Source organism: Candidatus Eremiobacteraceae bacterium, assembly GCA_035295225.1.
In the GTDB taxonomy this organism is placed as follows: domain Bacteria; phylum Vulcanimicrobiota; class Vulcanimicrobiia; order Eremiobacterales; family Eremiobacteraceae; genus JABCYQ01.
On the sequence record DATGJI010000055.1, the window covers coordinates 112,313 to 124,205 of the forward strand.

General features: G+C 64.3%; 12 protein-coding genes. 4 read left to right on the plus strand and 8 right to left on the minus strand.

Annotated elements, in window-relative coordinates:
• Positions 1–90: 90 nt before the first annotated feature.
• Positions 91–405, plus strand: coding sequence for a hypothetical protein (locus VKT51_10250; protein HLJ84541.1), 315 nt, complete (start codon positions 91–93; stop codon positions 403–405).
• Positions 406–424: 19 nt separating this feature from the next.
• Here VKT51_10250 and pruA read toward each other — a convergent pair whose 3' ends face one another.
• Together pruA and VKT51_10260 are read right to left on the minus strand one after the other, a co-directional pair.
• Entirely contained in the window at positions 425–1,993 is a 1,569-nt protein-coding gene (pruA, locus tag VKT51_10255; protein ID HLJ84542.1) for an L-glutamate gamma-semialdehyde dehydrogenase, read from the minus strand.
• A gap of 124 nt (positions 1,994–2,117) precedes the next feature.
• Positions 2,118–3,716 (minus strand): PLP-dependent aminotransferase family protein, encoded by a 1,599-nt coding sequence (locus VKT51_10260; protein HLJ84543.1) that lies wholly within the window; start codon positions 3,714–3,716, stop codon positions 2,118–2,120.
• Between the two features lie 19 nt (positions 3,717–3,735).
• Between VKT51_10260 and VKT51_10265 the strand changes: the two genes are divergently transcribed.
• The gene (locus tag VKT51_10265) at positions 3,736–4,230 is read left to right on the plus strand and encodes a GNAT family N-acetyltransferase (protein ID HLJ84544.1); all 495 of its coding nucleotides are present in this window, start codon (positions 3,736–3,738) and stop codon (positions 4,228–4,230) included.
• Between the two features lie 6 nt (positions 4,231–4,236).
• Here VKT51_10265 and VKT51_10270 read toward each other — a convergent pair whose 3' ends face one another.
• Positions 4,237–4,443 carry a hypothetical protein gene (locus VKT51_10270; GenBank protein ID HLJ84545.1) on the minus strand — a complete coding sequence of 69 codons (207 nt, stop codon included), beginning with the start codon at positions 4,441–4,443 and terminating at the stop codon, positions 4,237–4,239.
• A 269-nt stretch (positions 4,444–4,712) separates the two neighbouring features.
• Between VKT51_10270 and aqpZ the strand changes: the two genes are divergently transcribed.
• A complete protein-coding gene (gene aqpZ, locus VKT51_10275) occupies positions 4,713–5,384 on the plus strand; it encodes an aquaporin Z (protein HLJ84546.1) in 672 nt (223 codons plus the stop codon).
• Positions 5,385–5,415: 31 nt separating this feature from the next.
• Entirely contained in the window at positions 5,416–6,582 is a 1,167-nt protein-coding gene (gene moeB, locus VKT51_10280; GenBank protein HLJ84547.1) for a molybdopterin-synthase adenylyltransferase MoeB, read from the plus strand.
• 65 nt (positions 6,583–6,647) lie between these two features.
• Here moeB and VKT51_10285 read toward each other — a convergent pair whose 3' ends face one another.
• From VKT51_10285 to VKT51_10305, 5 genes are read right to left on the minus strand one after another with little or no spacing between them, the layout of a single operon-like run.
• Complete coding sequence (locus VKT51_10285; GenBank protein HLJ84548.1) at positions 6,648–8,132, minus strand: alpha/beta hydrolase; 1,485 nt, start codon at positions 8,130–8,132, stop codon at positions 6,648–6,650.
• 15 nt (positions 8,133–8,147) lie between these two features.
• Complete coding sequence (locus VKT51_10290) at positions 8,148–8,999, minus strand: YihY/virulence factor BrkB family protein (protein HLJ84549.1); 852 nt, start codon at positions 8,997–8,999, stop codon at positions 8,148–8,150.
• Entirely contained in the window at positions 8,996–9,736 is a 741-nt protein-coding gene (locus tag VKT51_10295; GenBank protein HLJ84550.1) for an LUD domain-containing protein, read from the minus strand. The genes VKT51_10290 and VKT51_10295 overlap by 4 nt, the downstream gene beginning before the upstream one ends.
• A gap of 2 nt (positions 9,737–9,738) precedes the next feature.
• Positions 9,739–11,109, minus strand: coding sequence for a lactate utilization protein B (locus VKT51_10300; GenBank protein HLJ84551.1), 1,371 nt, complete (start codon positions 11,107–11,109; stop codon positions 9,739–9,741).
• Positions 11,106–11,840, minus strand: coding sequence for a (Fe-S)-binding protein (locus tag VKT51_10305; GenBank protein HLJ84552.1), 735 nt, complete (start codon positions 11,838–11,840; stop codon positions 11,106–11,108). The genes VKT51_10300 and VKT51_10305 overlap by 4 nt, the downstream gene beginning before the upstream one ends.
• Positions 11,841–11,893: the final 53 nt, after the last annotated feature.

The window sequence follows — 11,893 nt, forward strand, 5'->3', positions numbered from 1 at the left end:
GTTTTCAGTTGGGTATCATGAACGAACCGAAACCGCGTCGGGGGCGAACGCCAAGGGGAACGTTGCATGCCTGTTTCAGCGACTACGACGATGTCGAATCCATCTCGGAACACTTCGACTGCCAAGCAAGATCGAAATGCTCCATCCGATCCGCTGCGTTTCGTGCTCACGCGCCCAATGGCCACGCCGCCGGAGATGGGCGCCGCGTTCGATCAGTTCATCGGCGCCGCTGCCGACCTCGCGGGTGTCACCGTTTCGCGACAGATCACGGCCGGACTGAGCGGCGTGACGATATCATGGGATAAGCGCACGGTTCCGTCGCGCGAGTGGCTGCGCGGTCTCGAAGAAGAGATCGTCGCATTCGGCGCGTGCAACGGCCTCCACGTGTGGTTCCGCCGGCACTGACTGCCGCCGGCGTCTTCTTCTAGCCGACCTTCTCGCTGACGGACTTCGCCTGCATGAACAGCAGCAAGTAGTCCGGGCCCCCAGCTTTTGAATCTGTTCCCGACATATTGAATCCGCCGAACGGGTGCGCGCCGACCATGGCGCCCGTGCACTTCCTGTTCAGATACAGATTACCGACGTGGAACTCTTCGCGCGCGCGATCGAGCTTGGCAGGATCGCTTGAATAGACCGCTCCCGTCAGTCCGAATTCCGTGTTGTTCGCGATATCGATCGCCTGATCGTAGTCCTTTGCCTTGATCACCGCCAGCACCGGACCGAAGATCTCTTCCTGCGCGAGCTTGCCGTCGGGCGGGATATCCGCGAACACCGTGGGCTGCGCGAACCAACCCTCGCCCGGGGCGCGCTGTCCGCCCGTGACGAGCCTTCCTTCTTTCTTGCCGTGTTCAACGTATGACAGGATCTTCTGCAGCGAACGCTCGTTGACGACCGGTCCCATGTAGTTGTCTGGTTCCGCCGGATCGCCGACGGTGATCGTCTTGACGCGCGCTTCGAGCCGGCGCAGAAATTCGTCGTAGATCGGCGCCTCCACGATGGCGCGCGAACACGCCGAGCACTTCTGCCCTTGATAGCCGTATGCGGCTTGCGCTACGCCTTCGACGGCAGCGTCAAGGTCCGCGTCAGCGGCGACGACGATGGAATCTTTTCCGCCCATCTCCGCCACGACGCGCTTGATCCAGATCTGGCCCGGCCGCGGCTCCGCGGCGAGCTGATTGACGCGCAATCCGATCTCTTTGGAGCCGGTGAACGCGATAAAGCGCACGCGCGGATGCTTCACGAGTTCGTCGCCGATGGCGCCGCCGGAACCCGTGATCAGATTCACGACTCCAGGCGGCAGACCGACGCTCTCGAGTAGTTCGACAAATTTCGCAGCGATGACGGGCGAATCGCTCGACGGCTTGAGCACGACGCTATTGCCCGTCACGATCGCCGCGGCCGTCATGCCGACGAGGATCGCGAACGCGAAGTTCCATGGCGGCACGACGACGCCGACGCCCAGCGGAATGTAGCGCATGCCGTTCTTCTCGCCGGTGATCGGCGTGACCGGATGCACGCCATCGTAGCGCAGCATCTCGCGTCCGTAGTACTCCAGGAAATCGATGCCTTCGGCCGTGTCGCCGTCGGCTTCGACCCAGCTCTTGCCGACTTCGAGAACGAGCAGTGCGTCGAACTCGTAACGCCGGCGGCGGACTTCGGCTGCAGCTTTGAAGAGCACCTCGGCGCGCTGCGTTGCGGGCACGCGTGACCACGTCGCGAATGCCTTTTCGGCGGCGGCGACCGCTTCGCGCGCTTGTTCCACCGTGGCGGACTGCACGTTGCCGACGATCTCCGTCGGTTTGGCCGGATTGCGCGACGCGAATTGCGTGGGCGATTTCACGTGCTTGCCGCCGATGATGAGATCGTATTCGGCGCCGAACGTGCGCCGCGCGTTTTCGAGCGCCTCGCGCATGGCGCGTTTGGACTGCTCGTCGCGGAACGTGAGGATGGGCTCGTTGGCGAACGGCGCGATTTCGGCGATCAGTGTTGCCATGTCTTCATTCTTCTCCCGATGGTGTTGTCTGACGATACTTCAGCGTGCCCGAGCGGGCATACCTTGGGCGGACGGATCTGGATCGCTGCCACGCTACGACGAACCCGACAGCCGAGCAAGCGCCTCACACCGCGGAGACGATCGCGCGACCGGCGTCGTCGCCTGCAAGCGCTGAGCCGGATCGGCGCGCCGCCACGTACGAACGAAGCGCGCGGCCGAAACGCGCCATGGCGTCGCTTGCGGCACTTTCGGGCAGCGTTCCGTACGAGAGGCGCAGCGTGTTGTGCGCAGGCATCGTCGGATAGAATGGCGCGCCCGGCAAGAAGAGCAGACCTTCGCGCGCTGCGTGTCCGAACAATTCCACCGATGACCAGCCCTTCGGCAGCTCAAGCCAGATGTTCACGCCGCCGCGCGGCGCGCTGATGGCGGAACCTTCCGGTACGACGCGCCGCAGTGCGCCGAGCAGCGCGTCGCGCCGCCGGCGATAGAGGAAGCGCGCGTTGCGGAGATGGCGCGCGGCGGATTTCGATTCGAGGAATCGCACGAGCGCGCGTTGCGCGACGGTGGTCGTGAACGTATCCGCGCGCAGTTTGGCCGCGTACAGCGACCGCATCGCGGCGCCGCGGGCGGCGATGTAGCCGATGCGAAGGCTTGGGAAGAGCAGTTTCGACAGGCTCTCGATCAAGACGACTTGACCGCCGTCCGATGACGCGATGAGCGGCGGCGGTGCCTCGCCGTCGAAGCAGAGCGGCCAACAGGTCTGATCTTCGACGACGATGGCTTTGCTCTCGCGCGCCGCATCGAGAATCGCACGATGGCGAGATCGCGACAGAAACGCGCCGCTCGGATTGTGCGCCGCGGTGTTCAAGTAGATGAGCCGTGGCGAGAAGCGCTTTGTGCCGTCGCGCACGGAGCCGGGCCGCACGCCGTCCGCGTCGCCGGATAGATTTACCCATGAGACGCGTCGCTGGTCGAAGACTTCGAGCGCTGCGAAATACGTCGGCGCTTCAGCGGCTGCGAAATCGCCGGGTTCGAGGAAGGACTCGGCGACGAGGCTGAGCGCCTGCTGCGCGCCGCTCACGATGAGGATGTCATCGGCCGAGACATCCGCGCCGCGGGCCCGCAGTCGTTCGGCGAACAGTTCCCGCAAGCGTTCGTCGCCGCGATCCGCGCGATACTGGTGGATCTCCGCGGGATCATCGAGGAACGTGCGCGCGTAGCAGCGCGCGAAATCCGGGAGAGGATACGTTTCGGGAGCCGTGTGCCCGTTCGAGAGCGCGATCGCTCCCGGCGCGACTTTCCAACGCGACAAACGCAGCGCGGCGACGCGGCGATTTTGCGCATCGTAGCGCGAGATGGCTGATTCTGCATCGCCGCCATCGCTGTCGCGAGAACGCGCCGAGAGCGCAGTCATGCTCGCCGCGCCGTTTGCGCGCGACGGGGGCGCTTCGCTCAAGACGAAGGTGCCGCGACCGGTGCGCGATGCGATGAGACCCTCGGCGGCCAACGCTTCGTACGCTTGGCTCGCGGTGACGAGCGCCACCCCATGCGATTTTGCGATCTCGCGAAGGGCAGGCAGACGCGAACCCGGTGCCAGACCGAGGTTGCGGATCTGGAATGCTATGCCTTCGGCGAGCTGCTGATAAAGCGGGCGGCGGTCGCGCGGATGCAAAACGACGTTTTCCAGCGGGCTGGCGCCCTTGTTCTTATTGACCCCATGCATTACTATAACAATAAGGCCAATGAGTACAATTAGTCAAGCGAACGAAGTCCCTCAACCGTCCGAAATCGTCGCTGTCAGCGCGGCCGCCGACATCGAGGTGGGCGTGCGTTTTCGCTATGCGATGAAGCTCGAGCTCAATATGGACGTCAGCGGTCTTCTGCCGGATTGGGCGGAGCGCGAGACGCGGTATTTCGTGGGGCGCACGGCGAGCGGCGGCGCACAGTGGTATCTTGCGCGCGTCAACGGGGAGTTCGTCGGCTCGTCGTGCGCCTACGTGGACGACGGCTGGCACTCGACGCTCGTCCGCCGATCGACGATCGGCTGGATCATCGGAGTTTACGTCCGGCCCGAATTCCGCGGAAGGGGCCTTGCGCGCGCGTTGAGCAGCGCGGCGGTGGAATGGCTGCGCGGGACCGGCTGCAAGAAGGCCAGGCTGCATGCATCGCCGTTCGGGCGCGGCATCTACGAGTCGCTCGGTTTCACCGACTCGAACGAGATGGAACTCACGCTCTGACTGACGTCAGCGTTCGTTTTGCGGCGGATCGTCTGGGCCGGGCGTTTCGACCTGACCGGGAAGGCGGACCGTGAATTTTCGCCTTCGCATATCGGGCATGCCGGGTTTTGCCATCTCCATCCCAGCGTTGCGGATCGGCATCTCTTTGTCGTAGACCCTGCCGATGTGCCGGAGGTCGAGCGACGGTTTATCTTGCTCTGATTCGGGCGTCATAAGCAGAGGATTCTTTGGGGGCACGAATTGTGCCTATGAAGGGCCGACGCATGTCGGCCCGCGTCAAGCGCGATGTGGGGCGGACGTTTATCGTCCGCCGGCCGTTGTAGGGCGGACGTTCATCGTCCACCGGCCGTTGTAGGGCGGACGTTTATCGTCCGCCGGCCGTTGTAGGGCGGACGTTTATCGTCCGCCGGCGGACCGTAAAGGTCCGCCCTACATTGAAAACCTAACGTATCCGAAGACACCACAACGTCTATGGAGGCGTCATGAAGCAATATACGGCGGAATTCGTAGGCACCTTCGTGCTCGTGCTCGTCGGCGTCGGCTCGGCCGTCCTCGACGGCAAGGCTCTCGGACCTGTCGGCATCTCCCTTGCGTTCGGCCTCGCGCTTCTCGCCATGGCCTACGCGATCGGGCCGATCTCGGGTTGTCACATCAATCCCGCAGTGACGATCGGCCTGGCCGTCGCAGGTAAGTTCAAGTGGGCATCGGTGCCCGGCTACGTCATCGCGCAGATCGTCGGCGCGATCGCGGCGTGCGGCGTGCTGCTGCTGATCGCGGGCGGCGCCGGCGGATACGATCCAACGGCAACCGGCTTCGCGGCCAATGGCTTCGGCGATCATTCGCCCGGCGGCTACGGCACGCTCGCAGCGTTCCTCACCGAGATGTTCTTCACGTTCGTGCTCGTCTTGACGGTGCTCGGCTCGACGTCGGACAAAGCGCCCGGCGGCTTCGCCGGCATCCCGATCGGCTTCGCGCTCGCCGTCACGAACTTCGCCGCCATTCCTGTGACCAACGCATCGATCAATCCGGCACGCAGCATCGGACCGGCGATTTTCGTCGGGTCATGGGCGGTTTCGCAGCTCTGGCTGTTCATCGCCGCGCCGATCGCGGGCGGCATTCTCGCGGCGATCGTCTACATGATGGTGCGGGAGTAAACGGCGCGCCGCTCGCGAACCAACACTTCCCGTGATTCATACGCACGAAGCGACCGAACTTTCGCAAGATGAGCGCCTGCGCTATCGCCGGCACTTGCGCTTGCCCGATGTCGGACTCGAAGGCCAGCGCAAGCTCAAGCAGGCGCGCGTCGCGCTCATCGGTGCAGGCGGGCTCGGCGCGCCGTCGGCGCTCTATCTCGCGGCCGCGGGAGTCGGCACGATCGGCATCATCGACGACGACGTGGTGGATGCATCGAACCTGCAGCGCCAGGTGATCCATTCGACGTCGACGATCGGGCAAAAGAAGACCGCATCGGCCGCTCAGCGCATCCACGAGCTCAACCCTCATGTCAAGGTCGAGCAACGGGTCGAACGGCTGACTCCGGAGACCGCGGTCGATTTCGTTCGCGGATATGACATCGTCGTGGACGGCGCGGACAATTTTCCAACACGTTATGCTGCAAGCGATGCATGCGTGATCGCGGAGAAGCCCTACGTCTACGGCGCCGTCTACCGCTTCGAAGGCCACGTGTCGTGGTTCGATGCGCGCACCGGTCCTTGCTACCGATGCTTGTTCCCGGAAGCGCCGCCAGCCGGGCTCGCACCGTCGTGCGAAGATGCGGGCGTGCTCGGAGTCGTGCCTGGCATCATCGGCCTGCTGCAAGCGACGGAGGCGATCAAGGCCATCATCGGCATCGGCACGCCGCTCTCCGGACGACTGCTCGTCTACGACGCGCTCGACGCATCGTTCCGCGAATTGCGCGTGCGTAAAGATCCCGCCTGTCCGGCGTGCGGCGATTCATCTACGATGTCGGCGCCGCTCGGTGCGGCCGATGCGTGCGCCGGCGACGGCCAGAGGAGTGCAAGCGTGCAACAGACCCCGTTCGACGTGCAGCCGCAAGCGGTGAAGGACCGTCTCGATCGTAAAGACGCGTTCGAATTCCTTGACGTGCGCGACGACGATGAGATCGAGATCGCAGCGCTGCCGCATACGATGCACATCCCGGCGCACGAAGTCGCCGAACGCGTTGCTGAGATACCGCGGGATCGAGACGTGGTGGTCTTCTGCCACAGCGGAGGGCGTAGTTCGCGCGTGACCACACTGCTGCGCATGCAAGGCTTCGAGAACGTCTTCAACATGAACGGCGGCGCCACGCGCTGGTCCGCCGAGGTCGATCCAACGGTCCCCAAGTACTGATGTAACCGCCGCTCCTCGAAGCCGCTGCCAAGGGAACTCGCAGACCACGCCTGGCCGCTAGCCGATCACGGCGACGGCCAGCCCTTCATAGAAGTGGCGAAGGGCGTAGGCGTATTTTCCGCCGTGCATTGCGAGACGTCGAGCCCTTTGGCTGAAGCTGCGCGCACAAATGCGACGATGAGGCGCTCCGTGCAAGGCGTGTCGGCGGCATGGCCGCCGCCTTTCACGAGAACCTCGCGCGCGTTCGAAAGATAGCGCAATGCTGCCTCGCCATAACGCGGCGGTGTGCCGGGATCGTTGCTCGATGAGATCATCAGAACCGGCGCGTTGCTGCGCACCGGATCGTTGAAGCTGGGCGGCATGGGCGGCACGTTCCAAACCGAGCACGCCCGCTGCTGGGCGCGGATTCGCAAGTCGCCAGCGAACGAGTTCGTGACGGCGTTCGCCACCTGCTTCGGATCGAGGAACGGCATCCAATCGGCGCACGAATACGAAAGATTTGCGCCCAGATCAAGACCCTGATCGATCCCTTGGGTCACCGTCGCCACCATTTGGCCGAGCGGCGCGTAATCGCGGCGAGCTGCGCGATCGACCACATACGGCATATAGGCCGCGCCTTGCGGAGCATACAGCATGTGGCGGATGGCGTCGACGTAGACAGCCTTCGAGAGCTGCGCCGTTTCCGTATGCTTTGTGGTCGGGTTGATGACTGGAACCGAGAGCGTGCCGCTACCGAATCGATGCAGAACAGCCGCGAACTGCTGCGCGAAGTCCGGGAAGTGCGCGTGGCAGATCGCATCGTTCTTGCACGCCGCGATCAACTCGTCTAGCGCCTGTTGCGCCCCATCCGGAGAACCGGGAAGCGGCTGGAAGTGCGGTGCCGAGACGCCGTCGAGGATCACGCTCTCGACGCTGCCCGGGTGACGGCGCAGATAGACGAGCGAGAAGAACGTGCCATACGATCCGCCGTCGAGCACCATTTTCGGATATCCGAGCGCAGCTCGCACGTCATTGAGATCGTCGACGGCATTGTTCGTATTGTACTGACTCGGGTCGTGTGTCGCTGCGATCTTTTCGCGGCATGCCGACAGGAGCTGCTTGGGCCATAGATCGAGGAAATAGGATTGCGGATCCCCGGCCGGCGCGAAATCGCACGCGAACGGATTGGAGTTGCCGACGCCGCGGTCGTCGACAAAAAGGAGATCGTAGCGATCCCGTAGCGCGAGCAGCTCCTTCCCGAAATAGCCGTCCATGATGTACTCGGCGAACGGCGTCGCGCTCTCGCCTGGGCCGCCGGCGATCACCGCGATGGCCCGGTGGGATGCGTGCTTCGCACGCAGGACGATGACGGCAAGATCGATGATCCTGCCGCTCCCGGCAGCACGGTTCTCGTAAACGCCGTAGGTGCCGCACTCGGCAGGCGCTTTTGATTGGCCTTGCGTGCAGTGGTTCAGCTGCAGGCCAAGCGTCGGCGGGGCCGCGGCGCGAGCGGCGCTTGCCGCGAGAGCCGTCGTGAGAGAGATGATGGTGAGAATGCGCGCTACGTGCACGAGGGATTCCTTTCGTCAACCTGATGCTTCATGCGATTCGCGGAGTTGCGCACGCACGTGCGTGAACTCCGCGCCGAAGAGGATGATCTGCGCCGAGTAGTTCGTCCAAAGCAAGAAGAGCACGAGCGACGTGAACGCGCCGAACGTCGAGGTGAGCGCGGCGTGCGCCAGAATCGCGCCGAGTGCGAATTGGCCGACGACGAACAAGAGCGACGTGACGGCGCTTCCAACCCAGACGTCGCCCCATTCGACATGGCATTCGGGCATGAACCGGAATGCAAATGCCAAAAGGCACCACATGATCGCAAAGGAAAGCACGAAGTAGAGGGCCTTCGTAAGTATCGGAAACGAGGCGATCATGGGTGCCGCTGCGGCGCCGGCGATCGAAAGTGCGGCGTTGATCGCGATCGAGAGCGTCAGCAAGAGCGCCAGGACGAGAACGGTCGCGAAGGCGAGCGTTCGGCTGCGCACGAGCTGCAGCGGCGATCGCCGTTCTGGTTTCAAGTCCCATACGATGTTCAAAGCGTCTTGCAAAGACGCGAACAACCCGACCGTCGCAATGATGAATATCGCCCATCCTATGGTCTGAGTGAGCGCGTTCGAACGCTCCTTTGAGAATGTTGTGGTCACGATGGATTGTACGGTGTCCGCGGTCGCTTTGCCGGCGGTCGACGTGATGAACCCGTAGATCTCGTCCAGTACCGCGCGATGGTGACCAAGTATGAGACCCGCGATGTGCACGACCACGATGATGAGCGGTGCGACGGCGAATATCATGTAGTACGATATTGCAGCTGCGAGCCATTGGCCGCGATGCCTCTGGAAGTTGCGGTATGTCTTTCTCGCGAGCGACGCAAGCGCTCTCAAACGCGGATGGATGGCTCTTCAGTCTCCCACACGATGACCGTCAGCGAAGCGGGACCGTGCGCTCCGAGTACGATGGTCTTTTCGATATCGGCCGTGCGGCTCGGCCCCGTGATGATGACGCGCTCGCCGCGGTCTTCCTTTACCCCGCCGAGCGCGCTGCAATCGAGTCCGGCGCGAAGAGCGGATGCGCGCGCGACGATGATGCACGACGGCGGCAGATATGGCAGCAGTCGCGAGGCATATGTCGAAACGAAAACGATGGCCGATCCCGTTTCGGCGATGAGCGCCTCCGCTTCGATCACCGATACGGCGGCACGCTCGGTATCGTCGGCGCGGGCCTCGTCTGCATCGATCTTGGTTGCGGGCGGGATCTCTGACGCCGCGGCAACCGCGAGCTCGGAGCGTTGCACGACCGCGTTGCCGCCGGACGCGTTGACAAGGTCGGCAATCGCGCGCGACAGCGCGGACGGTGCCGGGTCGGCGATCAGCATCGCGTGGCCGCCAACTGCGGCGAGCTCGGCGGCGAACTGGTCGTAGAGGGATCGTTCGGATGGGCCGACTGACGTCGGCCCCTTCAGATCGGGGAGGACGGATGGGCCGACTGGTGTCGGCCCCTTCAGATCGGAGGGGACGGCGGTATGGATTGAAGGGGCCGACGCCAGTCGGACCGCGTCAGGATCTCGCACGTCGGCCAGCGCGGCGGCGATGCTAGCGAAGATCTCCGTTCGCGCGTCCATGGTCATGGCCGTTGCGCCCACCACTCACGAAACGACTGGCGCGCTGGTTTCGGCAGTGCGCGGGCTCGCATCCAACGGCCCATCGCGCCGACGCGGATCGGCAATGCGCCTCCGATCGCAAGCGCGGCACGCAAGAACGAAACGGCGCGCGCATACGACTTTGTGTCAGACATCGCGGCCGTGAACCGGCGAATCGCGCCGCGCTCCAAACCGCCGCCGCTTGCGCCGCTTTCGACCGCTGAAGCGCGCAGATGCAAGAGCTGACGCGGCAGGTCGATCGCGACAGGGCATTCTTCCTTGCACGCGCCGCAGAGGGTGGACGCATACGGCAGGTCCGACGCCTCGGGCGTATCGAGCATGGTGCCCGTGATGACTGCGCCGATAGGGCCCGGATACACCCAGCCATACGCGCCGCCGCCCGCCCGGCGATAGACCGGACAGACGTTCATGCACGCGCCGCAGCGAATGCAGTACAGCGACTCGCGCAGCACCGGGTCGGCGAGCAGATTGGTCCGACCCGCGTCCACGATGATGCAGTACTGCTGCTTGCCGGGTTCCGGCCCGAGGAAGTGATGCGTATACGTGGTGATCTTCTGACCCGTGCCGGCGCGCGCAAGTAATGGAAGAAAGACGTCGAGATCGGCAACGCGCCGGATCACCTTTTCGATCCCCATGATCGCGATGTGGATGGGCGGCGCGCTCGCTGACAAGCCGCCGTTGCCTTCGTTTTCGACGACGACGAGCGTGCCGGTCTCGGCGATTGCGAAATTCACGCCCGTCATGCCGACGCCGGCTTTGAGATAGCGCGATCGCAGCTTCGCGCGCGCCGCTAACGAGAGGGTCCGAGGATCATCGCAATACGGCATGTTCAGTTCGCGCTCGAAAATCCGCCCCACATCCTGCCGGGAGAGGTGCGCCGCCGGCGCGATCACGTGCGTCGGCCGCTGGCCCGCCAGCTGGACGATGTATTCGCCGAGGTCCGTCTCAACTGCGGCGATGCCCGCGGCGGCCAAGCGATCGTTGAGTTCGAGCTCCTCGGAGAGCATGGACTTGCCTTTGACGACCGAGTCGGCTCCCCCATCAGCACAGATCCGGATGAATCGTTCGGCAGCCTCGGCCGCAGTCCGCGCCCACACGACCGTGCCGCCGCGCGCGATGAAATTGCGCTCAAACTCGGATAGAAGCGAATCGAGATGCTCGATCGCGTCTTTCTTCAACGCATGGGCTTGCGCGCGCAACGCCGCCCAGGCAACGTGCGCCTGTGCCGCCCGCTTGTGCTCAAGCGAGCGCTGCATGGATGACGCGATCACGGGCGCCGCGTGCGGCGAACGCAAGTCGTGCGCGACGCGGGCGCGATCGTAGTGCGCCGTCACGTCGCTGCCAGCACTTGCGCGAGATGCAGGGTCGCTAGCGGAGCGCCGCTCTTGCGGACCAGGCCGTCGAGATGCAGCAAGCAGCTGGGATCGCCTGAGACGAGATACTGCGCGCCGGTCGAAAGCGCGTTCGCGCATTTCGCCTCTCCCATCGAGGCGGAGATGCGGTCGAACTCGACGCTGAACCCGCCGCCGAAGCCGCAGCATTCCTCGGCCGCCGGCAACTCGACGAGCGTGATATCGCGAACGGCGCGCAGCAGACGCAGCGGCGCGTCGCCTGATTCGAGTATCCGCCGCGCATGGCACCCTTCGTGATACGTGACCGCGTGCGGAAAACGCGCGCCGACATCGGTGACGCCGAGCGCATCGGTCAGAAACGAGGCCAGGTCGAAGACTCGTGCGCCAATCGCGACCGCCGAATCCGACGCGCCGCTTTCGGCGAATCCCGCGCGCGCCATCGCGGCGCACGAACCGGACATCGTGATGATCCATTCGTAAGCGGCGAACGTTCGCGCAAAACGCTCGGCCAACGCGCACGCTTGGGGCCGGAACCCGGCGCTGTGCGCGGGTTGGCCGCAGCACGTCTGCTGCTGCGGGTACGAGACGCTGACTCCCAACCGCTCGAGCAGCTCGACGGTTGCGATGGCCGCTTTCGGCGCGAAGATGTCGACGAAGCAGGGAACGAATAGCGCTACCGGTTCGCCGCGTCGATACGCACGCTCGTCTGCCATTACGCCGCGTTCTGCTTGCACGCCCGCGCCCCTCGTCGGCGCCGTCAATACGC